Source organism: Streptomyces sp. NPDC037054, assembly GCF_055606745.1.
In genome coordinates, this window is sequence record NZ_JBVJSJ010000019.1 from 1 (window position 1) to 23,680 (window position 23,680).

Sequence of the window (23,680 nt, forward strand, 5' to 3'; positions counted from 1 at the left end):
GGGTCGGTGAAGTCGATCGGCTTGCCGCCCGACGTCATCGGCTGCAGCGCCCCCAGCGCGGTCCCGCCGTCCGCCTCGCGCTTGAACCAGATGTTGGGGAAGGCGAGGAACCGGTGCCATGCCACACCCATGTTCGTGTTGAGCGAGACCACGATCATCCAGATGAAGGACGTCGAGATCTTGATCATCGCGAACAGGTAGACGAGGTTCTGCAGCGTGGTGACGCCGAGCCCCTTGAAGGCGAGGACCAGCGGATACGAGGCGAAGTACCCGGCCTCGTAGTGCTCCACGTGGTGCAGGGCGCCCTCCAGGCCGCGCAGCACGTAGATGGCGAGGCCGATGGTGAGGATGACGTACTCGACGAAGTACGCCTGGCCCGCCTTGGAGCCGGCGAAGCGGGACTTGCGGCCGGGCCGCGAGGGCAGGCTCAGCAGGCGGATCACGATGAGCACGGCGATGCCGAGGATCGTCATCACGCCGATGAACTCGATGTAGAGCTCGAACGGCAGGAAGTCGCCGATGACCGGCAGCATCCAGTCGGCCTGGAAGAGCTGGCCGAACGCCTGGGCCAGGGTCGGCGGCAGGGTGAGGAAGCCGACGGCCACGAACCAGTGGGCGATGCCGACGACGCCCCAGCGGTTCATCCGGGTGTGCCCCAGGAACTCCTTCACCAGCGTCACACTGCGCTGGTAGGGATTGTCCGTTCGGCTGCCCGCCGGTACCGGCTGGCCGAGTTTGAAGTACCGGACGAACTGACCGATGGCGCGCGCGAGCAGCGCAACGCCGACCACGGTCAGGACCAGCGACACGATGATCGCGGCGAGTTGCATTTCGGGGCTCCTCGGGCCTGCGAGGGGTGATTCGGGGATCTGTCGAGCGTCTGGCGAGGCGTTTGTGAGGGGTCGTGCGGGGTGACTGCGAGGCGTCGTTACTAAGCGGTAACTTACCCAGTCCGTCCGAGACTACCCCGATCCCTCTTCGCACTGTAGCCAGGCGGGCGGTGATCTGTGTCGCTGAGGCGGCCCTGACCAACTGGCGCCCGCGCCACGCCGACCCCATCATGCCATTCGTCACAAATCATGACATTCGGCTTAGCTTTGACCTCGTGCTCTACGGAATCGTCGCCGCCGCCCTCGCCCTGGCCCTCGCCGCCGTGCTGACCGTGCTCCTGCGTGCCCCCGCCCTGCGTCTCGGTGCCGTCGACCGGCGCAGGCAGCGCCCCGTCCCGCTGTCCGGCGGGACGGCCGTCGTCGCCGCCACCGGACTGGTCGCCGGGGTCGGCGACTGGACCGGGCTCGCCCCGCTCGGGGAGGGCGTCGGGCGGTTGCTGGCCGCCGCCGTGGGTGTCGCCGTACTGGGGCTCGCCGCGGACCTGTGGCGGCTCGGCACCCGCTTCCTGCTCGCCGGTACGGTCGTCGCGGCGGCGCTCGTCGTGCCGTACGGCGAGACCGGAATCCCCGGCGGGATCCTCGCCGTTGGCTGGATCGTGTTCGTCGCCGTCGCCTTCAAGGGGCTGGATCACGCCGACGGGCCGGCCGGGGCGATCGGGGCGCTGGCCGCCTTCGGGGCGGGTGCGTGCGCCGCCGCCGAGGTGATGGACGGGCTCGCCATGCTGCTGAGCGTGCTGGCGGCGGCCCTGACCGGGTTCCTCATGCACAACTGGCCGCCCGCGCGGGCCGGACTCGGCGCGGGCGGCGCCCTGTTCGTCGGTTTCCTGCTCGCCGGGGGCCTGGTCGTGACGCGGGCCGGGCAGGACCTGCTGCCGAGCGCCGGGGTGCTGTTCGCGCTCACCGCGGTCGCGGCGGCCGACGCCGTGCTCGTCCTGCTGTCGCGGCGGCTGGCCGGGCGGCCCCTGCTGCGGCGCGGCCCCGACCACCTCGCGCACCGGCTGCGCAGGCTCGGGCTCACCGCGCAGGGCGCGGCCGTGCTGCTCGGCATCGGCGGCGGCTCCGGGGTACTCGTCGGGGTGCTGGTGCAGACCGGCGCGGCGGGTGAGGGGGCCGTGCTGTGGGTGGCGGCGGTGGCCGCGGTCGTCGTACTGGCACTGCTGAGGGTCCCGGTGTACGGGCCCCGCAGGCGATCTCCCGTGACGTCTTCGCAGGTCGGAGCGCAGTTGCGTGTAAGGAATGGATAAGAGTTGAGTCCGTCCGACTCAGGTCTGTTGACCCAGCGCTGAGCCTCGTGCACACTTGAGCCTGTTCCACTCAAGTCAGCTGGAGGAATCACCATGGCACGTGCGGTCGGCATCGACCTGGGCACGACTAACTCCGTCGTCAGCGTTCTGGAGGGCGGCGAGCCCACCGTCATCACCAACGCCGAGGGCGCCAGGACCACGCCGTCCGTCGTCGCCTTCGCCAAGAACGGCGAAGTGCTCGTGGGTGAGGTGGCCAAGCGCCAGGCGGTCACGAACGTGGACCGGACCATCCGCTCGGTCAAGCGTCACATGGGCACGGACTGGAAGATCCAGCTCGACGGCAAGGACTTCAACCCGCAGCAGATCAGCGCCTTCGTGCTGCAGAAGCTGAAGCGGGACGCCGAGTCCTACCTGGGCGAGAAGGTGACCGACGCGGTCATCACCGTCCCCGCGTACTTCAACGACGCCGAGCGCCAGGCGACGAAGGAGGCCGGCGAGATCGCCGGTCTGAACGTCCTGCGCATCGTCAACGAGCCGACGGCCGCCGCCCTGGCGTACGGCCTCGACAAGGACGACCAGACGATCCTCGTCTTCGACCTCGGTGGCGGCACCTTCGACGTCTCGCTGCTGGAGATCGGCGACGGCGTCGTCGAGGTGAAGGCGACCAACGGCGACAACCACCTCGGTGGTGACGACTGGGACCAGCGCGTCGTCGACTACCTGGTCAAGCAGTTCCAGTCGGGTCACGGCGTGGACCTGTCCAAGGACAAGATGGCGCTCCAGCGTCTGCGCGAGGCCGCCGAGAAGGCGAAGATCGAGCTGTCCTCCTCCACCGAGACCTCGATCAACCTGCCCTACATCACGGCGTCCGCCGAGGGCCCGCTGCACCTGGACGAGAAGCTCACCCGCGCGCAGTTCCAGCAGCTGACCGCGGACCTGCTGGAGCGCTGCAAGACGCCGTTCCACAACGTCATCAAGGACGCCGGCATCTCCATCAGCGAGATCGACCACGTCGTCCTCGTCGGCGGCTCCACCCGCATGCCCGCCGTCGCCGAGCTCGTCAAGGAGCTGACCGGCGGCAAGGAGGCCAACAAGGGTGTGAACCCGGACGAGGTCGTCGCCATCGGCGCCTCGCTCCAGGCCGGTGTCCTCAAGGGCGAGGTCAAGGACGTCCTGCTCCTCGACGTCACCCCGCTGTCCCTCGGCATCGAGACCAAGGGCGGCATCATGACCAAGCTGATCGAGCGCAACACCACGATCCCGACGAAGCGTTCGGAGATCTTCACGACGGCCGAGGACAACCAGCCGTCGGTGCAGATCCAGGTCTACCAGGGCGAGCGCGAGATCGCGGCGTACAACAAGAAGCTCGGCATGTTCGAGCTGACCGGTCTGCCCCCGGCGCCGCGCGGCGTCCCGCAGATCGAGGTGTCCTTCGACATCGACGCCAACGGCATCATGCACGTCACGGCGAAGGACCTCGGCACCGGCAAGGAGCAGAAGATGACCGTCACCGGCGGCTCCTCGCTGCCGAAGGACGAGGTCGACCGCATGCGCGAGGAGGCCGAGCGCTACGCGGAGGAGGACCACAAGCGCCGCGAGGCCGCCGAGACCCGCAACCAGGGCGAGCAGCTCGTCTACCAGACGGAGAAGTTCCTCAAGGACAACGAGGACAAGGTCCCGGGCGACGTCAAGACCGAGGTCGAGGAGGCCCTCTCCGAGCTGAAGGAGAAGCTCAAGGGCGAGGACACCGCCGAGATCCGCACCGCGACGGAGAAGGTCGCCGCCGTCTCGCAGAAGCTGGGCCAGGCGATGTACGCCGACGCCCAGGGCGCGCAGGCCGCGGGCGACGCCGGTGACGGCCAGGCCAAGGCCGCGGACGACGACGTCGTGGACGCCGAGATCGTCGACGACGAGCGGAAGGACGGTGCCGCGTGACGGAGGAGACCCCGGGCTTCGACGAGCAGCAGCCCGACGTCCCCTCCGGCGCCACCTCCGAAGACGCCGAGCCGAAGGCCGCCTCCTCCTCCCCGGAGGAGGGGGCGGCCCCGGCCGGGGACACGGGACAGACGGCGGGTCTGGTGGCCCAGCTCGACCAGGCGCGTTCCGCGCTCGGTGAGCGCACCGCCGACCTCCAGCGGCTGCAGGCCGAGTTCCAGAACTACCGCCGCCGGGTCGAGCGGGACCGGATCGCGGTGCGGGAGATCGCCGTGGCGAACCTCCTGACCGAGCTCCTTCCCGTGCTCGACGACATCGGCCGCGCGCGGGAGCACGGCGAGCTGGTCGGCGGCTTCAAGTCCGTCGGCGAGTCGCTGGAGACCGTCGTGGCGAAGATGGGCCTGCAGCAGTTCGGCAAGGAGGGCGAGCCCTTCGACCCGACGATCCACGAGGCCCTGATGCACTCCTACGCGCCGGACGTCACCGAGACGACCTGCGTGGCGATCCTGCAGCCCGGGTACCGCATCGGCGAGCGCACCATCCGCCCCGCGCGGGTGGCCGTGGCCGAGCCGCAGCCCGGCGCGCAGACGGTCAAGCCGGCCGAGGAGAGCGCACCGGCCGACAAGGCCGAGGCGGCCGAGCAGTCGGACGACAAGGAGAGCGGTGGCCCGGACGAGGGCTGACGTGACACACGAGGCAGGAAAGGAGGGACGTCGGGGATGAGCACCAAGGACTTCATCGAGAAGGACTACTACAAGGTCCTCGGCGTCCCCAAGGACGCCACCGAGGCCGAGATCAAGAAGGCGTACCGGAAGCTCGCCCGCGAGTACCACCCGGACGCCAACAAGGGGAACGCGAAGGCGGAGGAGCGGTTCAAGGAGATCTCCGAGGCGAACGACATCCTCGGCGACCCCAAGAAGCGCAAGGAGTACGACGAGGCCCGCGCCCTGTTCGGCAACGGCGGCTTCCGCCCGGGGCCGGGCGCGGGCGGCGGCTCGTTCAACTTCGACCTCGGTGACCTGTTCGGCGGCCAGGGCGCCCAGCCGGGTGGCTTCGGCGGCGGCATCGGTGACGTCTTCGGGGGCCTGTTCAACCGCGGCAGCTCCGGCACGAGCCGGGTGCAGCCGAGGCGCGGCCAGGACGTCGAGTCGGAGGTCACCCTCAGCTTCACGGAGGCGATCGAGGGCGCGACGGTCCCGCTCAGGATGTCCTCGCAGTCGCCCTGCAAGGCCTGTTCGGGCACCGGCGACAAGAACGGCACGCCGCGGGTGTGCCCGACCTGCGTCGGCACCGGCCAGGTCGCGCGGGGCTCCGGCGGCGGCTTCTCGCTCACGGACCCCTGCCCGGACTGCAAGGGCCGCGGCCTGATCGCCGAGGACGCCTGCGAGGTCTGCAAGGGCAGCGGCCGCGCCAAGTCGTCGCGCACGATGCAGGTCCGCATCCCGGCCGGGGTCGCGGACGGGCAGCGCATCCGGCTGCGGGGCAAGGGCGCTCCGGGTGAGCGCGGCGGCCCCGCGGGCGACCTGTACGTGGTGGTGCACGTCGACTCCCACCCGGTGTTCGGCCGCAAGGGCGACAACCTCACCGTGACCGTGCCGGTCACGTTCGCCGAGGCGGCCCTCGGCGGCGAGGTCCGGGTGCCGACCCTGGGCGGTCCGGCGGTGACGCTGAAGCTGCCGCCCGGCACGCCGAACGGGCGCACGATGCGCGCCCGGGGCAAGGGCGCGGTCCGCAAGGACGGCACCCGCGGGGACCTGTTGGTCACCGTGGAGGTGAGTGTTCCGAAGGACGTGTCGGGGAAGGCTCGTGACGCGCTCGAGGCGTATCGCGAGGCGACCGCGGGTGAGGATCCGCGGGCGGAGCTGTTCCAGGCCGCGAAGGGAGCTTGATGGAGATGGACGGCCGTCGACGCAACCCGTATGAGCTGACCGAGGACACCCCGGTCTACGTCATCTCGGTGGCGGCCCAGCTCTCCGGCCTGCACCCGCAGACACTGCGTCAGTACGACCGCCTGGGACTGGTGTCCCCGGACCGCACCGCCGGCCGGGGCCGCCGCTACTCGGCCCGTGACATCGAGCTGCTCCGTCAGGTGCAGCAGCTGTCGCAGGACGAGGGCATCAACCTGGCGGGCATCAAGCGCATCATCGAACTGGAGAACCAGGTCGCCGCGCTCCAGTCCCGCGTGGCGGAGCTGGAGGCGGCGCTGGACGGGGCGGCGGCGGCCATGCGGCAGCGCGAGGCCGCGGTGCACGCGTCGTACCGGCGGGACCTGGTGCCGTATCAGGAGGTCCAGCAGACCAGCGCGCTGGTCGTGTGGCGGCCGAAGCGGCAGCAGTCGGACTGAGGCCGCCAGGAGGCTCAGAACGTTTCGAAGGACCCCGGAGGCTTGTCCTCCGGGGTCCTTTTCGTGCCGATCGGCGGATGGCCGAGATTGTTCGGTCACACGGGCGATGCCCGGCGGGCGGCGATGGACGGTGGCGGGCCGTTCAAGATCACGACTCGCGGTGAATGGGTTGGTTGTGCGGTAAACGACCGCGCTCCCGGGGGTGTCGTTCGATGAAGAGGCGGTGGAAAAGGGCTGCAGGTTGTTCCATTGCGTCTTTACAAGCACTGCGGAGCGTGGTGTTGCCATCTCGTTAAGTGCATGTGCTTGACGCTGGGGGGCCGTGGCGCGTTGGCTTTTCAGTCACTCGGGTCGCAAAGCTGCGCCCGCGTCCGGAAGACACCAGAAGTGAGCACCTGTATGCGTCGTATCGCCATATCCGTGGCCGTGTCCACGATGACCTTCTCGCTGGCCGCCTGTGGTGGGCTGGGCGCGTCGGGGAGCAGCGACGACGCCAGCCCGGCGAAGGGCAACGGCATCACCGTCGGGCTGCTGCTGCCGGAGAAGGCCAACACGCGGTACGAGCAGTTCGACTACCCCATCATCAAGAAGAAGGTCGCCGCGCTGACGCGGGACCAGGGCCGTGTCGTGTACTCCAACGCCGAGGCGGACGCGGGCCGGCAGGCGGCCCAGCTGGCGGAGATGGTCGAGGACAAGGTCGACGTGATCCTGCTGGACGCGGTCGACGCGCACGCCATCGCGGACGGCGTGAAGAAGGCCAAGGACGCGGGCATCCCGGTCATCGCCTACGACCGGCTGGCCGAGGGCCCGATCGACGCGTACATCTCCTTCGACAACGAGCTCGTCGGCGAGGTGCAGGGCCGTTCGCTGCTGGAGGCCCTGGGCGGCGACACCGGCGCCTCGACGCAGATCGTCATGATGAACGGCTCGCCCACGGACCCGAACGCCAAGCAGTTCAAGGCGGGCGCGCTGTCCGAGCTGAACGGCAAGGTGCGGATCGCCAAGTCCTACGACACGAAGGACTGGAAGCCGGAGAACGCCCGCGCGAACATGACGGCGGCGATCAACGCGATCGGCGCGAACAGGATCGCGGCCGTCTACGCCGCCAACGACGGCATGGCGGGCGGCGTCATCGACGCGCTGGAGGCCGCCGGCGTGACCGAACTGCCTCCGGTGACCGGACAGGACGCGGAACTGGCCGCCGTGCAGCGGATCGTGACCGGCGAGCAGTACATGAGTGTCTACAAGTCCTACCCCCAGGAGGCCGAGAACGCGGCCGAGATGGCCGTGGCGAAGGTCCAGGGCAAGGACATCCAGTTCGACGCGCTGACCCGGCAGAGCGTCGACAGCCCCACGCACAAGAACATTCCGGCCCAGCTCGTGCCGGTGGTCGCCCTGACGCAGGACAACATCGAGGACACCGTCGTCGCGGACGGCATCTACGAGGTGTCGGACATCTGCACCGCGAAGTACGCGAGCGCCTGCGCCGAGATCGGCCTCAAGCCCTGACGGCCGTGGCCGTTCGGGCTTGTCCGGAACCCACCCGCCATCTTGTTGCAACAACTCCTTCCTGAGGGCACGACATAACGCCACGAACCGGTGCTTTCCGGCGCTCGGCGCCGGGGGAGCCGTGTTGCGGACCACGTTCGGTACGCGCATAGTTGCGCTGCGGAAGAGCGGAACCGGGGGTGGGATGGGCGATGACCGGGCACGGGACGGACGGGCATCCACACGGTGCTGACCGACTGTGCGAGGCCGGGGATCGCGTGTATTCCCGGGCCGTACGGCGCGGCCGGGTGTCGCGCCGCGACGCGGAACCGGTGCCCTGCCTCCTCGACCTGGCCCTGCTGCATCCCGACCCCGACGACATGGACTGGCTGGTGCCGACGGCGCCCCAGGAGGTCATGACGCGGCTGCTGCGCGGCGTCCACGACGAGGTCCGGGCCAGCCAGCGCCGGGTGGGCTCGGTGGTGGCCGCCGTCGAGTGGTACGCCGGTCTGGGCGGCCGTCCCGCGTCCTCGCCGCTCGCCGGGGAGGGCACCGCGATCCGCGTCCTGGACGGCCTGTCCCGCATCCAGGCGGCCATGGACGAGGCGACGCAGGCCTGCACGGCCGAGGTGCTGACCGTGCAGCCGGGCGGTATCCGGCCCGAGCACGAGCTGGCGGAGGGCCTGCACCGGGCGTTGCAGCTGCGCGGGCGCGGGGTGCGGATGCGGGACCTCTACACACACGTGGCGCGGCACGGGCAGGGGCTGCTGAACTACCTGGAGCTGATGGGCGACGCGGTCGAGGCGCGCACCCTCGACGAGGTCATCGACCGGCTCATCCTGTTCGACCGGACGGTCGCGTTCATCCCCGCCAACTCCGACCGCACGATGGCGCTGGAGCTGCGCCACCCGGCGCTGGTCGAGTATCTGGGCACGGTCTTCGACCGGTTGTGGCGACTGGCGCTGCCGCTGACCGCGCCGCTGCCGGACACCGGCATCGAGGGCATCTCGCACCGGGAGCGGTCGATCGCGGCGCTGCTGGCGGAGGGCCACCAGGACGCGGTCATCGCGGAGCGTCTGGGCATCAGCGTCCGCACCTGCCGTGCGCACATCGCGCGCCTGTCGGAGACGCTGGGCGCGGCGAGCCGTACCCAGCTCGGTGTGCGGATCGCGCAGGTGGGTCTGGACGGTCCGCCTCGCGCGGAGCCGGCCGTGCGGGTGCCGGACCAGGGGTCGCCGACCGCGCGGTGAGCGGACGGGGCCGGGCCGGGCGGGAGGTCAGCCGTCGGTGCCCTCCTGGTCGAGGATCCCCGACCTGCCGATGAGGTAGCCGAGTTGGGCGCGGCTCTCGCTGCCCAGGGTCGCGGCGAGCTTGGCTATGTGGACGCGGGCGGTGCGGACGTTCATGCCGAGGCGTTCGGCGATGACGGCGTCGGTGTGGCCCTCGACGAGCAGCGCGGCGATGGTGCGCTGGCGGGCGGTGATGCCGTTGAGGGTGGGCTGCCGGACGTCCTGCGGGTACATCGGGGTCGCCAGGCGCCACAGCCGGTCGAAGGCGGTGGCGAGGTAGGAGACCAGCGCCGGGTGGCGGACCTCCAGGGCGAGGAGGCTCTCCTTGTCGGCCGGGAGGAAGGCGACGTCGCGGTCGACGAGGATGAGCCGGTCGGGTGTCTCGTCGAGGGTGCGGGCCTCCGCGTCGCCGCGCAGCCGCTCGTAGCGGGCCCGGACCATGGGCAGGTGGCGCTGCGTGTGCTGGTAGAGGGTGCGGATGCGGCCGCCCCGGTCGAGCAGCGCCTGGTCGCGGTCGAGGGAGACGGCCTGGGCGGCCTCGCCGCGGCGGCCGGTGTAGTGGGCGTTGGGCTGGATGCAGAGCAGTTCGCTGGTGGTGTCGGCCATCGCCTCGGTGATGGCCTGGTTGATCCGGGCCGTGCCGCTGAGGACGCGGATCGCGGGGCTGTCGGTGCCGGCGGGGCCGCTGCCGCCGATCCGCATCAGGGCGGCGAACGTCTCGGCGAGGCGCTCCTCGCGCCGCCGTTCGTCCGCGATGCGCTCCTGGGAGCGGCGCAGGAGGCGGTGCAGGGCGACGGCCGGGGCGACGGGTTCCATCCGGCTCAGGTCGTCGACGGCCGGGTGCAGCAGGCCGAAGTCGACCAGGCAGGGCGCGCGGTGCGTGTCCCGGGCCGGTACGTGCCCGTCCCGCAGGGCTCTTTCGTACAGCTCGGTTCCTTCGGAGCACAGGTCTTCCACGCCGTGCTCCGGGTGGGGCGCCGACGTCACTCGGTAGCTCCCTCCTGTCCGGGGGACCGCCCCGGGATCAGTGATTCTTGTCGAGTATCCCGGACTGGGCGATGAGGTAGCCGAGCTGGGCCCTGCTGCCGCTGCCCAGGGCCGAGGCGAGCTTGGCGATGTGGGCCCGGCAGGTGCGGACGTTCATGCCCAGGCGGCGGGCGATGGCCTCGTCGACGTGGCCCTCCACCAGCAGCTTGGCGATGGAGTGCTGGATGTCGGTGATGCCGTCGGGGTCGGTCTCGTACGGGCTGCCGGGGCGCAGCGGGACGGCGCGGCCCCACATGAACTCGAAGACCTTCACCAGGTAGCGCACCAGGCCCGGGTGACGCAGTTCCAGGGCGACCTGCCGGTCCTCGCGGGTGGGGATGAAGGCGACGGTCTCGTCGCAGATGATGAGGCGTTCGACGAGCTCGTCGATGGTGCGGTACTCGACCTTGCCCTCCTCGAACTGGTCGACGTAGCCGAGCTTGTCGGGCAGGAAGCGGGCCGTGTGCTGGTAGAGGGTGCGGATGCGCACGCCGCGTTCGATGAGCGGCTTGTCGCGCTCCAGGGCCTCCAGGATCCTGTTCTCGGGGCTGCGCCGGCCGCTGGGCTGGACCGTGAGGACCTCGGTCCGGCACTGCGCGGTCGCCAGGTCGAGCGCCGAGTTGATGCGGTCGAGGCCCTCCAGGACGGTGATGGAGTGGGTAGGGGCGGTCTCCTGCGTGCTCAGGGCGAGGAACGGTTCGAAGACCTCGGTGAGCGCGATGGACTGCCGCCGGTGCTCGGTGATTTCACGCTCGATGGGGTGCAGCCGCTGCGCCAGGGCCACCGAAGGGGGAACCGGGCGCAGCCAGTTCGCGTCGTCGGGGTCCGGGTGGAGGAGGGCGAACTCCATCAGGCAAGGAGCGGGCTCGACATCCGCCCGCAGGATGCGGCCTGTGCGCAGGGCGTTCGCATAGAGACGACCGCCCTCCTCGCACAGCTCGGTTACCGCATGGGGATGTGTCTCCTTAGTCCGGTTTGTTGCCAAATCTCCACCCCCCAGGGTCCTGAACATGCAGGAACATGATGCACCGTTCGTGTGGCCATTACGTGCCTGAATGAGCCATCGTCTTATCCGACGGGGGAAGAGGGGACCTTCAAGTGAGGACGAAGCCGACTATGAGTAAGAGAATGCTTCGCTCGGTACTTGTTGCCGCCTTCTCCGCCGTTGTGGCCTTCGGAACGCTGGCTGGCCTCTCCGGTGCGAAGAGCGACGTGCACAAGGCGGGAGCTGCTCAGTCCGTGTTGGTCGAGACGGCCGGCGGTGAAACGCAGGACAGCCCTCTCGACACCAGGTGGGACTGATCGCGATGACCACACCGCCCGACGACCGGTCCTTCCGCCGCGAAATGGCATCCGCCTACCGCTCCGGCTGGCACTTCATCGATCTGGCCACCGCCATCCCCCACAGCGGTGACTCGCTGATGGTCACCGTGTTCGGTGAGCCGGTCGTCGTCACGCGGGACGAGGACGACGACGTCCGGGCGTACCGGTGCCTGCGCCGGCCCCGGGGCGCGCCCCAGCCCGTTCGGTGTGCCATCCGGTACGGAATGATTTTCGTGAACCTCGACCAGCGGGACCACCAGCTGGCGCAGTCGGAGGCCGCCGACTCCAGGACCAGAACCATCTCGGCCACCCCCCGCAGTGCCTGACGCGATTCCCCCGTCGTAAAAGATCGCTCAGGTGCTTCCCCCCGCAGCGGCGTCACCGTGACCTGAACACGGTGACGCCGCTGCAGTTTCTGGCCGGTTTCCGACTGCCTCTCAGCCGCGCCCCATGGCCCGCGTCAGCTCGATCTCGATCACCACGCGCAGCGGATTCGGCGACGGCTGCCGGCCGTAGCGCTCCGCGTAGCGGCGTACCGCCTCGGCCACCCGGTCCGGCTCCGCGTGGACCGTCGCGCGGCCCTCCAGCGTCGCCCAGCGCCCGCCGTCGACCTGGCACACGGCGACCGGGGCGCCCTCCGGGCCCGCCGCCAGGACGTGGGCCACCTTCGCGCTCGTCTTGTTGGTGATGACCCGCGCGAGCCGCGCCGCGGGGTCGTAGGTGACGCCCACGGGTACTACGTGGGGTGTGCCGTCCGGGCGCGGGGTGGTCAGCGTGCACAGGTGCCGCTCACGCCAGAAGGCGAGGTACGGCTCGTCCGGCTCGCCCGGGTCCACGGAGTAGGTGCTGCTCATGGGGCGAACCTAACCGCTCGCGGCCGGTACGGCGGGACCGGGCTCCCGGATCGCCCCACCGGCGCCCCCTCCCGACTTCTTGAGTGGAATCGACTCAACTTTGTGTACGCTGGCTTTGTCAGGACGGAAAGCGCCGGGAGACGTGACACACGGCTGACGCACAGGAGGAGAACGGACACGTGGACGCCGAGCTGACCAACCGGAGCCGGGACGCGATCAACGCCGCGAGCAACCGCGCCGTGACCGAGGGGCACCCCGACCTCACCCCCGCCCACCTGCTCCTCGCTCTGCTCCAGGGGCAGGAGAACGAGAACATCACCGACCTGCTGGCCGCCGTCGACGCCGACCAGGCCGCCGTCCGGGCCGGCGCGGAGAAGATCCTCGCCGGTCTGCCCAGCGTGACCGGGTCCACCGTCGCGCCGCCCCAGCCCAACCGCGAGCTGCTCGCCGTCGTCGCCGACGCGCAGAGCCGCGCCCAGGAGCTCGGCGACGAGTACCTGTCCACCGAGCACCTCCTCATCGGCCTCGCCGCGAAGGGCGGCGCCGCCGGTGACGTACTCTCCGGGCAGGGAGCGACCGCGAAGAAGCTGCTGGACGCCTTCCGGAAGGCGAGGGGAGGGCGCCGCGTGACCACTGCCGACCCCGAGGGTCAGTACAAGGCGCTGGAGAAGTTCGGCACCGACCTCACGGCCGCCGCGCGCGAGGGCAAGCTCGACCCGGTCATCGGCCGGGACACCGAGATCCGCCGCGTCGTGCAGGTGCTGTCGCGCCGGACCAAGAACAACCCCGTCCTCATCGGCGAGCCCGGCGTCGGCAAGACCGCCGTCGTCGAAGGGCTCGCCCAGCGGATCGTGAAGGGCGACGTGCCGGAGTCGCTGAAGAACAAGCGGCTGGTCGCGCTGGACCTGGGCGCGATGGTCGCCGGGGCGAAGTACCGGGGCGAGTTCGAGGAGCGGCTGAAGACCGTCCTCGCCGAGATCAAGGACTCCGACGGGCAGATCATCACGTTCATCGACGAGCTGCACACCGTCGTCGGGGCCGGCGCGGGCGGCGACTCCGCCATGGACGCCGGCAACATGCTCAAGCCGATGCTGGCGCGCGGCGAACTGCGCATGGTCGGCGCCACCACCCTGGACGAGTACCGCGAGCGGATCGAGAAGGACCCGGCGCTGGAGCGGCGCTTCCAGCAGGTGCTGGTCGCCGAGCCGTCCGTCGAGGACAGCATCGCCATCCTGCGCGGGCTCAAGGGCCGGTACGAGGCCCACCACAAGGTGCAGATCGCGGACGCCGCGCTGGTCGCGGCGGCCACCCTGTCCGACCGGTACATCACCTCCCGCTTCCTGCCCGACAAGGCCATCGACCTCGTGGACGAGGCGGCCTCCCGGCTCCGCATGGAGATCGACTCCTCACCCGTCGAGATCGACGAACTCCAGCGCGCCGTCGACCGGTTGAAGATGGAGGAGCTCGCCCTCAGCAAGGAGACCGACCAGGCCTCCAAGGAGCGCCTGGAGCGACTGCGCCGCGACCTCGCCGACAAGGAGGAGGAGCTGCGCGGCCTCACGGCCCGCTGGGAGAAGGAGAAGCAGTCCCTCAACCGCGTCGGTGAGCTGAAGGAGAAGCTGGACGAACTGCGCGGACAGGCCGAACGGGCCCAGCGCGACGGCGACTTCGACACCGCGTCCAAGCTGCTGTACGGCGAGATCCCCGCCCTGGAGCGGGACCTGGAGGCCGCCTCCGAGGCCGAGGAAGCGTTGTCTACTTCCGCCTCCGGCGGGGGCGCCCGCGACACCATGGTCAAGGAGGAGGTCGGCTCCGACGACATCGCGGACGTCGTCGCCTCCTGGACCGGCATCCCCGCCGGGCGGCTGCTGGAGGGCGAGACGCAGAAGCTGCTGCGCATGGAGGAGGAGATCGGCAGGCGGCTCATCGGCCAGACCGAGGCCGTACGCGCCGTCTCGGACGCCGTGCGCCGCAGCCGCGCCGGGATCTCCGACCCGGACCGGCCGACCGGCTCCTTCCTCTTCCTCGGCCCGACCGGCGTCGGCAAGACCGAACTGGCCAAGGCGCTCGCCGACTTCCTCTTCGACGACGAGCGGGCGATGGTCCGCATCGACATGTCGGAGTACAGCGAGAAGCACAGCGTGGCCCGCCTCGTCGGCGCCCCGCCCGGCTACGTCGGCTACGAGGAGGGCGGCCAGCTCACCGAGGCCGTGCGGCGCAGGCCGTACAGCGTGGTGCTGCTGGACGAGGTGGAGAAGGCGCACCCCGAGGTCTTCGACATCCTGCTCCAGGTGCTGGACGACGGGCGGCTGACGGACGGTCAGGGCCGCACGGTCGACTTCCGCAACGCGATCCTGGTGCTGACGTCCAACCTGGGCAGCCAGTTCCTGATCGACCCGATCAGCACCGAGCAGGAGAAGAAGGAGCAGGTCCTGGAGGTGGTCCGCGCCTCCTTCAAGCCGGAGTTCCTCAACCGGCTCGACGACCTGGTGGTCTTCTCGGCGCTGGCCAAGGACGAGCTGAGCCGGATCGCGCGGCTCCAGATCGACGCGCTGGCCCGCCGGCTCGCCGAACGCCGCCTCACCCTGGAGGTCACCGACGAGGCGCTGGCCTGGCTCGCCGACGAGGGCATGGACCCGGCCTACGGGGCGCGTCCGCTGCGCCGCCTCGTCCAGACCGCCATCGGCGACCGCCTGGCCAAGGAGATCCTCTCCGGCGAGATCAAGGACGGCGACACGGTCCGGGTGGACCGCGCCGAGGACGGCTTGACCGTGGGACCGGCGAAGGGGACGGCGCTCTGAGGGGGCGGGCGGGTGAACGGGGCGTTCACGCCGCTCCACTCCGCGTAACGTAGGTCCCCCGACCGGCCAGATCATGTCAGCCGAAGGCTGACAGGCCCCGGCGGGGCTTGCCACCCCCCTCCCCGGATGAGGGAGGATGGCGGGATCCGTACGAAGGGAAAATCACGGTGAGCATCGACCCGTCCTCGATTCCGAACTTCGGGGGCCAGCCCGAGCCGCAGCCCCAAGGACCGGCGGGCCCCGTCGTGCCGGATCAGGACCTCGTGAAGCAGCTCCTTGAGCAGATGGAGCTGAAGTACGTCGTCGACGAAGAGGGTGACCTCGCGGCGCCGTGGGAGCAGTTCCGTACGTACTTCATGTTCCGCGGCGAGGGTGAGCAGCAGGTCTTCTCGGTGCGGACGTTCTACGACCGGCCCCACAAGATCGACGAGAAGCCCCAGCTGCTGGAGTCCATCGACGACTGGAACCGTCGGACCCTGTGGCCCAAGGTCTACACCCACACCCACGACGACGGCACGGTCCGCCTCATCGGCGAGGCGCAGATGCTGATCGGCATGGGCGTGAGCCTTGAGCACTTCGTGTCGTCGACGGTCAGCTGGGTGCGGGCGGCCATCGAGTTCGACAAGTGGCTCGTGGAGCAGCTCGGCCTCGAGCAGGAGGTCAACGAAGCGGACAAGCCCGAAGGCACCGAAGGCACTGAGGGCACCGAGGACGGCAAGTAGCCGGCAGCCAGTCCTCCAGGCCCTTTGGAGCCCGGCCGGGCGCCGACCACACGGTCGCGCGCCGGGGCCGGGCTCCGGCCATTTCCGGCCCTCCAGGCCTCCAGCGCCCTCCCCGCGGCAGCCCTCCCTACAGCGCCGCCAGCCGCTTGGCCGCCTCCTGGAGCACCTCGGTCCGCTTGCAGAACGCGAACCGCACGAACGGCGCGCCCGCCTCCCGGTGGTCGTAGAACACGGCGTTCGGGATGGCGACGACCCCGGCGCGTTCCGGCAGGGCGCGGCAGAAGGCGAAGCCGTCCGTCTCGCCGAGCGGCCGGATGTCGGTGGTGACGAAGTAGGTGCCGGCCGGCCGGAACACCCGGAACCCGGCCTCCGCGAGCCCTGCCGCCAGCAGGTCCCGCTTGGCCAGCATGTCCTCGCGCAAGCCCGTGAAGTACGACTCCGGCAGCGCCAGCGCCTCCGCCACCGCGTACTGGAAGGGTCCCGCCGAGACGTACGTCAGGTACTGCTTGGCCGACCGCACGGCCGTGACCAGGGGCGGCGCCGCCGTGATCCAGCCGACCTTCCAGCCCGTGAACGAGAACGTCTTGCCGTTCGAACCGATCGTCACCGTGCGCTCGCGCATTCCCGGGAACGTGGCGAGCGGCACGTGCTCGGCGTCGTCGAAGACCAGGTGCTCGTAGACCTCGTCCGTCACCACCAGCAGGTCCCGCTCCACCGCCAGCTCCGCGATCGCCGCGAGCTCCGCGCGGGTGAGGACGGTGCCGGTCGGGTTGTGCGGGGTGTTGATCAGCAGCAGCCGGGTGCGGTCGGTGACGGCGGCGCGCAGCTCGTCGAGGTCCAGCCGGAAGCAGTCGCCGTCCGGGCGCAGCGTGACCGGCACGCGCGTGCCGCCCGCCATGGCGATGGACGCCGCGTAGGAGTCGTAGTACGGCTCGAAGGCGATCACCTCGTCGCCCGGCTCCAGCAGCGCCAGCAGCGAGGCGGCGATCGCCTCGGTCGCGCCCGCGGTGACGAGCACCTCCGTGTCCGGGTCGTACGACAGCCCGTACCGGCGCAGCTGGTGCGCCGCGACCGCCGTGCGCAGCTCCGGGACGCCGGGCCCCGGCGGGTACTGGTTGCCCCGCCCGTCCCGCAGGGCCCGGACGGCGGCCTCCCTGACCTCCTCGGGCCCGTCGGTGTCGGGGAGGCCCTGGCCGAGGTTGATCGCCCCGGTGCGCAGGGCGAGCGCGGACATCTCGGCGAAGATCGTCGTCCCGAACTCGGCGAGCCGGCGGTTGAGCAGCGGGCGGGCACTGGAGGTCATGCCGGCCATCCTGCGCCGAAGCGCCGGAGTTCCTCAACTGCCCGGGGGCTCGCGCGGCCCCAGGGGCGTGCGGTGGCGTCGGTGTCGGGGCTGCTGGAAGCTCGGGAGTGGAGAAACCGTACGGACGGGGGAACGGCGCGGGCTCCGGGGCGAGGAGGAGCAATGGGCTTGAGCAACTACAGACTGAACGCGTTCATCGCGGTCACCGACATGGCACGGGCGGAGGAGTTCTACGAGGGGAAGCTCGGTCTCCAGGTGGTGCGGACCGATGCCGACGGAAGCAAGGTCTATGTGTCGGGCGGTGTCGAGTCGCTGGTTGTCTACCCGTCTCCCGAGCACGCAGGCCGGTCGAGCGCCACCCTTGCGACCTGGTACGTCGACGACGTCGAGCAGGTGGTGGACGAGATGACCTCGCACGGCGTGAGCTTCGAGCAGTACGAAGGCGTGCTCGAGAGCGGCTTCGACTACGGGACCGACGAGAAGGGGATCTCCCCCCGCGCCGGCGGCGGCAGAGTCGCCTGGTTCAAGGATCCCGACGGGAACGTCTTCTCGATCGAGGGCGATCGCTAGAGGCCGCCGCGGTCTCCATGACCGGGTCGAGCCGACCTCTGAAGTTGCTCAACTCTGCTTTGGCCGTGATGCGGGGCGGGCATCTCCGTGTCACGCACTGAGCGAGGCGCCCACGGGGGGCCGCTTCGGGGGAAACGGAAGGAGGGTGGCGCCATGGTCATCGGCATCATCCTGGCGGTGGTCTGTCTGTTCGTGGTGGTCGCGGCGGTCGTCGTGTTCGCCGTCAACCGGGCCGCGACGCGCTCGACGCGGGTCGGCGGGCGGACGCGGCGCGGGAGCGGCGGCAGCAGCACCAGCCACAACAGCGACGCGAGCTGGTGGGCCGTCGCGTCGGCGGGGGACGCGGGGTCGTCCGGCGGTCACGACGGGGGCGGCGGGGGGCACTCCTGCGGCTCGTCCTCGGGCGGTTCGTCCTGCGGTGGCGGGGGCGGCGGCGGATGCGGCGGAGGCAGCTGACACGGGGCAGCCGAGCTCCGAACCACGAGCGCCCGCCGGGAACCGCTCCCGGCGGGCGCTCGCGCGCCCCGGCGTGCGCCTTGACGCCAACAGCGCACGCCCCGGTTGAACACGTGAACTGAGTAGCCCCCCTGAGGGATGGAAACCAACCGAAGTTGGGTAAAAACGCTGTGGCGCCGCCACAGTTCATGATTCCCTCTAACTCACCAACGCAGCCTCGCGTGCCGTCCGCGGACCCCCTTCCGACCGGCCGACAGGGCTGAACCGGGCCGAATCCCCCGGTGTGACCGGGGGTGCGCCGGACCTGCACCTACCTCTCCACGTGTGCCAGCGGAGCCGTTCCATGCTCACGACCCTGAACACCTCCTACACCGACACACGCGCGGCCGACCTCGCCTGGGCCCTGGGGCGCGAGCCCCTCCCGGCGCTGGCCACGCTCGACCTCGAACTGGACGCTGCCAAAGTCCAGTTGAGGCTGCTCGGCGCGTCCCACCAGGTACTGCTGGAGGAGGACCGGGGCACCTGTTCGGAGACGGTCGCCTGCCTCCCGGGCAGCAGCACACCCCTGCCGCTGGGCGTCGCCAAGCGGGTCGGCGACTGGGAGTACGAGTTCGCGGCCCGCGTCGAGGTCCTGGCGCCGGGCGCGTTCGCGGGCCGCGCGCAGGAGTTGCTGGCCCTCGTCTCCGACCACCCGCAGGGCCTCGCCGGCGTCTTCCCCGGCAGCCCGCACGCCTTCACCGCGATGCTGGCCAACCGCCAGCACGGGCAGGTCACCTGGCGCACCTGGCACGCCTATCCGCAGGACGGGCAGTTGGTCGCGACGCGCACCCGCGTGGGGGTACGGGTGGCGCCGAACGCGGCCGGTGCGGAGGACGCGGCGGGCGGGGCGGCCGGCACGGGCTCTCCCGGTGCTCCGGGCGGGCGGGGGTGCGAGCGCTCCCGGCTCAGTCCGTCCGCCGTGTGATCCGACCGGTGCGAAAGCCCCTGCGGGACCGGTTCGTCCGGTGTCGCAGGGGTTGCCGTGCCGCAAACCTGCGGTGACCCGGCGGGGGGCATTTCCACACGTGTGGGTGACGAAGCGCGCCGCTGAAGTAACGTAACGTCACAGCGTGATCGATCCGTCAACACGCACCCCGTCGGGCGTCCCGCCGTGGAAACACGGGGTGCCCGGCGGAGCGGGCGGCGACGGAACCGACACGTCCGAGGAGCCCGGCCCCGCGGTGCGGCTGCCGGTCCGGCCGGACACGGGACGCTTCCTCGTCCTCGCCTGCGTGTTCGTCTGCGCCGCCTGCGGACTCGTGTACGAACTCGAACTCGTCGCCCTCGCCTCCTACTTGATCGGCGACTCGGTCACCCAGGCGTCCGTCGTCCTGTCCGTCATGGTCTTCGCGATGGGCATCGGCTCCCTCGCCGCCAAACGGCTGCGCTGGCACGCCGCGGCGGGATTCGCCGCCGTCGAGGCCGCGCTCGCCCTCGTCGGCGGCTGCAGCGCGATGGCCCTGTACGCGGTCTTCGCCTGGACCGGCGACTGGGGCGGGCTGTGGGGCGACGGGCCGCGCTGGCTGCTCGTCGCGTTCTCCCTCGCCATCGGCCTGCTCATCGGCGCCGAAGTCCCGTTGCTGATGGAGCTCATCCAGCGCATCCGCCGGCAGGACGCGGGCGGCGCCGTCGCCGACCTGTTCGCCGCGGACTACGTCGGCGCGCTCGTCGGCGGACTCGCCTTCCCCTTCCTCCTCCTGCCGTTCCTGGGCCAGTTGACCGGCGCCCTGCTCACCGGCGCGGTCAACGTCGTCGCCGGGGGCGCCCTGGTGCTCGGTCTGTTCCGCCGGGACCTCACGCGCCGGGCCCGCTGGCTGCTGCTGACCGCCAACCTGCTCGTGCTTGCCGTCCTCGGCTCCGCCACCGTCCTCGTCGACGACTTCGAACGGGCCGCGCGGCAGGCCGTGTTCGGCGGGGACGTGCGCGTCGCGCTGCAGACCGACGTCCAGGAAGTGGTCCTCACCGGCGGCACCGACGGCCGGCCCCTGGACCTGTTCGTCGACGGGCGGCTGCGGATCAGCGGCCGGGACGAGCGCCGCTACCACGAGGCACTGGTCCACCCCGCGATGGCCGCCGGCCCGCACGCGCGCGTGCTCGTCCTCGGCGGCGGTGACGGCATGGCCGCCCGCGAGGTCCTGCGCCACCCGGACGTGCGCCGGCTCGACATCGTGGAGCTCGACCCCGGACTCGTCCGGCTGGCCGCCGGCGACCCGGCCCTCTCCCGGCTGAACGGCCACGCCTACGACGACCCGCGCGTCCGCGTCATCACCGACGACGCCTTCCGGCGGCTGCGGGCGGCGCCGACGACGCCGTACGACGTGGTGATCTCGGACCTGCCGGACCCCGGCATCACCGCGAGCGCCAAGCTGTACGCGCAGGAGTTCTACGGGCTGGTCAGGCGGGCGCTCGCCGACTCCGGGAGGCTCGTCGTGCACGCCGGGCCGGTCTCCGCGCGGCCGACGGTGTTCTGGACGGTGGAGGCGACGATCCGGGCCGCCGGGCTGCGGACCGCGCCGTACCGGGTGGGCGGGCGCGACTCCGGCTTCGCGGGCGGTCCCGACCGTACGGCCACCGGCGCCGACGACGCGCCCGACGACTGGGGGCTCGTGCTGGCCGCCCGCGCGCGCCCGCCGCTGCGCCTCGACGCCGACGGGCCCCGCCCGGCCACCCTCACGCCGGAGTCGCTGCGCGGGGCCGCCCGCGCCGCCGCCCGCACCCGCGTGCCGGGGCTGCCGCCGTCGACGCTGATGCATCCGCGGTACGCGGGCTGACCGGCGCGGGGCGTTTCGCGGCCCGCCTCGGTCCTCGCGTGCGGGGTTTGACTGTCCGTCCGGACGGGCCGGGACTTCCTGGCGACGGGAGGGTGCAGTTCGCCGCCGACTGGGTAGGCTCCGTCGACATGGAGCACGAGGTGTTCGTTCCGTTTCCGGCCGAGCGGCTCAGGCAGGCGCTGGCCGACCCCGCGCGTGTCGCCCGGGCGGTCCCCGGGCTCCAGCAGGACGCCGGCGCCGAGCCCGTCACCGGGCGGCTGAAGCTGCGCATCGGCAGCCACTCCATCACGTACCGCGGCTCCGTCCGCGTCACCGGACAGGACGACGGTGCCTACGCCGTCGAGGGCGACGCGACCGAGTCGCGCGGCTCCGGCGCCGCCGAGCTCGCCGTCACGGTCCGCGTCCGCGACACCGACGGCGGCAGCACCGTCACCTTCACGGGCACGGCGTCCGCCGACGGACGCGTCACGGAACTGCCGCCGGACGCGGTGACGTCGGCCGTGCTGCGGCTGCTGGACCGCTTCGCGGAGAACCTGGGCGCGGCGGCGGGCGAGGAACCCCCGGCCCCGGCCCCCGCCCCGACGACCCCTGCGGCCCCCTCGGCCCCCTCGGCCCCCGCGACCCCCTCGGCCCCCGAGGCCGACCAGCCCTCTGCCGACGACACGGGGGACGACGCCCGGCCCACCGGCGATCCCACCCCGGCGGACGACGCCCGGCCCGCCGCCGCAGAACAGGCACCCGCGGACGAGGCGCGGTCGTCCGTGTTCGACACCGAGGTGCCGCCGCCGTCCCTCGACCCCGACGCCGACGACGAGTTCGACGCCGGCGCCGAGACGGCCGCCGAGAGCGGGACCGGACTCCACGGCGAGATCGACGGCGACATCGACGGCGACATCGACGGCGAGGACATCGCCGAGGCCGCGCACGCGCGCCGGACGATGATCGGGCGCAGCGCCGAGGAGGTGGACCACGCCCCGCCGCGCGGCCGGTACGCCCCCGTCCCCGCCCCGCAGAGCGTCGCCGCGCAGACCCCGCTGCGCTGGGCGGCCCCGGCGGCGGCCGTGGTGCTGGCGTCCGCGATCGTGGTCGGACGGGTCCTGCGCAAACGCCGGTGAGGCCGGGCCGGGGGCCGGGCGGCCGGATACGCCCTCTTGATCGTCCAAGTAGGGTCGTCACGTGAGTAACGAACCCATCACGCTGACCGCGGGTGACGCGGAGGTGACCGTCCTGCCGGGCAACGGCGGGCGGATCGGCGGGCTCCGCGTCGGCGGCACGGAGCTGCTGAGGCAGGGCGAGCGCTACGGCTGCTTCCCGATGGTCCCCTGGTGCGGCCGGACCCGCGAGGGCCGCTTCCGGGACGGCGCCGTCGTCCACCAGCTCCCGCTCAACGCCCCGCCGCACGCCATCCACGGCACCGCGCGCGACGGCGCCTGGCGCACGGCCCGCGCGAGCGGCACCGAGGCCGTGATCACGTACGACCTGGTCGAGCCCTGGCCGCACCCCGGCCGCGTCACCCAGGTGGTCGCGCTCACGGAGGACGCCCTGACGCTGACGATGTCGGTGGAGACGTACGAGTCGTCGTTCCCGGCGCAGATCGGCTGGCACCCGTGGTTCAACCGCAGCCTCGGCGGCCAGGACGTGCGGATCGACTTCGACCCGGTCTGGCAGGAGGAGCGCGGCGCCGACCACCTGCCGACCGGCAACCGCGTCGACCCGAAGCCCGGCCCCTGGGACGACTGCTTCGGCATGCCCGGCGGCGTCGACGTCACCCTCACCTGGCCGGGGCGGCTGGAGCTGAAGGTCGCCAGCCGCGAGGAGTGGGTCGTCGTCTACGACGAGCAGAGCGAGGCCGTGTGCGTGGAGCCGCAGACGGGTCCGCCGGACGGGCTCAACACCCTCCCGCGCCTGGTCACGCCCCTGGAGCCGCTGGAGGCCACGACGACCTGGTCCTGGCGGCGCCTTTAAGCTGACTGGCATGACCGACGACGTACGCGGCGCGCTGCTGCAGCAGATCAAGGACAAGGCCGTGGTGCACGGCAAGGTGACCCTCTCCTCGGGCCTGGAGGCCGACTACTACGTCGACCTGCGCCGCGTCACCCTCGACGGCGAGGCCGCCCCGCTCGTCGGCCAGGTGCTGCTGGACCTGACCGCCGAGCTCGACTTCGACGCCGTCGGTGGCCTGACCATGGGCGCCGACCCGGTCGCCGCAGCCATGCTGCACGCGGCCGCCGCCCGGGGCCGGAAGCTGGATGCGTTCGTCGTGCGCAAGGCCGCCAAGGCGCACGGCCTGCAGCGCCGTGTCGAGGGCCCGGACATCGAGGGCCGCCGTGTCCTCGTCGTGGAGGACACGTCCACCACCGGCGGCTCGCCGCTCACCGCGGTCGAGGCGGTCCGCGAGGCCGGCGCCGAGGTCGTGGCCGTCGCGACGATCGTCGACCGGGCGACCGGCGCCGCCGAGAAGATCCGCGAGGGCGCGGGCGTGCCGTACCTCTTCGCGTACTCGAAGGACGAGCTGGGCCTGGACTGACCGGGGCCCGGCCCCGGCCGGCCCGGGGCGCGGACCGTACCGACCAGTCCTCGGACTGTGCCGTGGACCATCCGGCCGAGTCTGGAAGGATGGGGCCG

At 71.6% G+C, this 23,680-nt stretch carries 22 protein-coding genes and 1 pseudogene; 18 read left to right on the plus strand and 5 right to left on the minus strand.

Translation table 11 applies throughout. The annotated features are described in order from the left end of the window. Nucleotides 1–830: pseudogene (locus ACZ7D7_RS32380) on the minus strand (Fe-S oxidoreductase); the annotation flags it as partial. A 275-nt stretch (nucleotides 831–1,105) separates the two neighbouring features. On the opposite strand from ACZ7D7_RS32380, the gene ACZ7D7_RS32385 reads away from it, so the two are divergent. From ACZ7D7_RS32385 to ACZ7D7_RS32415, 7 genes are all read left to right on the plus strand, one after another. Beyond that, nucleotides 1,106–2,134, plus strand: coding sequence for an MraY family glycosyltransferase (locus tag ACZ7D7_RS32385; protein ID WP_470828989.1), 1,029 nt, complete (start codon nucleotides 1,106–1,108; stop codon nucleotides 2,132–2,134). A 93-nt stretch (nucleotides 2,135–2,227) separates the two neighbouring features. Continuing rightward, a complete protein-coding gene (gene dnaK, locus ACZ7D7_RS32390; RefSeq protein WP_470828991.1) occupies nucleotides 2,228–4,069 on the plus strand; it encodes a molecular chaperone DnaK in 1,842 nt (613 codons plus the stop codon). Beyond that, the gene (gene grpE, locus ACZ7D7_RS32395; RefSeq protein WP_470828993.1) at nucleotides 4,066–4,752 is read left to right on the plus strand and encodes a nucleotide exchange factor GrpE; all 687 of its coding nucleotides are present in this window, start codon (nucleotides 4,066–4,068) and stop codon (nucleotides 4,750–4,752) included. Before dnaK ends, grpE begins: the two co-directional genes overlap by 4 nt. A 36-nt stretch (nucleotides 4,753–4,788) precedes the next feature. Further along, nucleotides 4,789–5,958 (plus strand): molecular chaperone DnaJ, encoded by a 1,170-nt coding sequence (dnaJ, locus tag ACZ7D7_RS32400; protein WP_470828995.1) that lies wholly within the window; start codon nucleotides 4,789–4,791, stop codon nucleotides 5,956–5,958. 5 nt (nucleotides 5,959–5,963) lie between these two features. Beyond that, the gene (locus ACZ7D7_RS32405; protein WP_470828997.1) at nucleotides 5,964–6,413 is read left to right on the plus strand and encodes a heat shock protein transcriptional repressor HspR; all 450 of its coding nucleotides are present in this window, start codon (nucleotides 5,964–5,966) and stop codon (nucleotides 6,411–6,413) included. 399 nt (nucleotides 6,414–6,812) lie between these two features. Continuing rightward, on the plus strand, nucleotides 6,813–7,922 hold the full coding sequence (locus ACZ7D7_RS32410) for a sugar ABC transporter substrate-binding protein (protein WP_470829103.1): 1,110 nt from the start codon (nucleotides 6,813–6,815) through the stop codon (nucleotides 7,920–7,922). Nucleotides 7,923–8,113: 191 nt separating this feature from the next. Then, entirely contained in the window at nucleotides 8,114–9,151 is a 1,038-nt protein-coding gene (locus tag ACZ7D7_RS32415; protein WP_470828999.1) for a helix-turn-helix transcriptional regulator, read from the plus strand. Between the two features lie 27 nt (nucleotides 9,152–9,178). On the opposite strand, the gene ACZ7D7_RS32420 is transcribed toward ACZ7D7_RS32415, so the two are convergent. Beyond that, the gene (locus ACZ7D7_RS32420) at nucleotides 9,179–10,177 is read right to left on the minus strand and encodes a helix-turn-helix transcriptional regulator (protein WP_470829001.1); all 999 of its coding nucleotides are present in this window, start codon (nucleotides 10,175–10,177) and stop codon (nucleotides 9,179–9,181) included. Between the two features lie 37 nt (nucleotides 10,178–10,214). Further along, entirely contained in the window at nucleotides 10,215–11,228 is a 1,014-nt protein-coding gene (locus ACZ7D7_RS32425) for a helix-turn-helix transcriptional regulator (protein WP_470829002.1), read from the minus strand. Between the two features lie 104 nt (nucleotides 11,229–11,332). On the opposite strand from ACZ7D7_RS32425, the gene ACZ7D7_RS32430 reads away from it, so the two are divergent. Then, on the plus strand, nucleotides 11,333–11,518 hold the full coding sequence (locus ACZ7D7_RS32430; RefSeq protein ID WP_470829004.1) for a hypothetical protein: 186 nt from the start codon (nucleotides 11,333–11,335) through the stop codon (nucleotides 11,516–11,518). 5 nt (nucleotides 11,519–11,523) lie between these two features. Continuing rightward, on the plus strand, nucleotides 11,524–11,865 hold the full coding sequence (locus ACZ7D7_RS32435; protein ID WP_470829006.1) for a hypothetical protein: 342 nt from the start codon (nucleotides 11,524–11,526) through the stop codon (nucleotides 11,863–11,865). Nucleotides 11,866–11,976: 111 nt separating this feature from the next. Here the strand turns inward: ACZ7D7_RS32435 and ACZ7D7_RS32440 are convergent, their stop codons facing one another. Further along, nucleotides 11,977–12,393 carry a pyridoxamine 5'-phosphate oxidase family protein gene (locus ACZ7D7_RS32440; RefSeq protein ID WP_470829008.1) on the minus strand — a complete coding sequence of 139 codons (417 nt, stop codon included), beginning with the start codon at nucleotides 12,391–12,393 and terminating at the stop codon, nucleotides 11,977–11,979. Nucleotides 12,394–12,572: 179 nt separating this feature from the next. Here ACZ7D7_RS32440 and clpB point away from each other — a divergent pair, with 179 nt between their 5' ends. Both clpB and ACZ7D7_RS32450 read left to right on the plus strand, forming a co-directional pair. Further along, a complete protein-coding gene (gene clpB, locus ACZ7D7_RS32445; RefSeq protein WP_470829009.1) occupies nucleotides 12,573–15,194 on the plus strand; it encodes an ATP-dependent chaperone ClpB in 2,622 nt (873 codons plus the stop codon). A 167-nt stretch (nucleotides 15,195–15,361) separates the two neighbouring features. After that, nucleotides 15,362–15,916 carry a YbjN domain-containing protein gene (locus tag ACZ7D7_RS32450; protein ID WP_470829011.1) on the plus strand — a complete coding sequence of 185 codons (555 nt, stop codon included), beginning with the start codon at nucleotides 15,362–15,364 and terminating at the stop codon, nucleotides 15,914–15,916. Nucleotides 15,917–16,043: 127 nt separating this feature from the next. Here ACZ7D7_RS32450 and ACZ7D7_RS32455 read toward each other — a convergent pair whose 3' ends face one another. Beyond that, entirely contained in the window at nucleotides 16,044–17,228 is a 1,185-nt protein-coding gene (locus ACZ7D7_RS32455; RefSeq protein ID WP_470829013.1) for a pyridoxal phosphate-dependent aminotransferase, read from the minus strand. Between the two features lie 159 nt (nucleotides 17,229–17,387). Between ACZ7D7_RS32455 and ACZ7D7_RS32460 the strand changes: the two genes are divergently transcribed. From ACZ7D7_RS32460 to pyrE, 7 genes are all read left to right on the plus strand, one after another. Next, nucleotides 17,388–17,789, plus strand: a complete 402-nt coding sequence (locus tag ACZ7D7_RS32460) for a VOC family protein (protein WP_470829014.1) — start codon at nucleotides 17,388–17,390, stop codon at nucleotides 17,787–17,789. Nucleotides 17,790–17,942: 153 nt separating this feature from the next. After that, a complete protein-coding gene (locus ACZ7D7_RS32465) occupies nucleotides 17,943–18,245 on the plus strand; it encodes a hypothetical protein (protein ID WP_470829015.1) in 303 nt (100 codons plus the stop codon). Nucleotides 18,246–18,588: 343 nt separating this feature from the next. Next, nucleotides 18,589–19,209 (plus strand): DUF2617 family protein, encoded by a 621-nt coding sequence (locus ACZ7D7_RS32470; RefSeq protein WP_470829016.1) that lies wholly within the window; start codon nucleotides 18,589–18,591, stop codon nucleotides 19,207–19,209. Nucleotides 19,210–19,354: 145 nt separating this feature from the next. Next, nucleotides 19,355–21,055, plus strand: a complete 1,701-nt coding sequence (locus ACZ7D7_RS32475) for a polyamine aminopropyltransferase (RefSeq protein WP_470829017.1) — start codon at nucleotides 19,355–19,357, stop codon at nucleotides 21,053–21,055. 128 nt (nucleotides 21,056–21,183) lie between these two features. Continuing rightward, nucleotides 21,184–22,170, plus strand: coding sequence for an SRPBCC domain-containing protein (locus ACZ7D7_RS32480; protein WP_470829018.1), 987 nt, complete (start codon nucleotides 21,184–21,186; stop codon nucleotides 22,168–22,170). A gap of 61 nt (nucleotides 22,171–22,231) precedes the next feature. Continuing rightward, nucleotides 22,232–23,020, plus strand: a complete 789-nt coding sequence (locus ACZ7D7_RS32485; RefSeq protein ID WP_470829019.1) for an aldose epimerase family protein — start codon at nucleotides 22,232–22,234, stop codon at nucleotides 23,018–23,020. 10 nt (nucleotides 23,021–23,030) lie between these two features. Next, complete coding sequence (gene pyrE / locus ACZ7D7_RS32490; protein ID WP_470829020.1) at nucleotides 23,031–23,582, plus strand: orotate phosphoribosyltransferase; 552 nt, start codon at nucleotides 23,031–23,033, stop codon at nucleotides 23,580–23,582. Nucleotides 23,583–23,680: the final 98 nt, after the last annotated feature.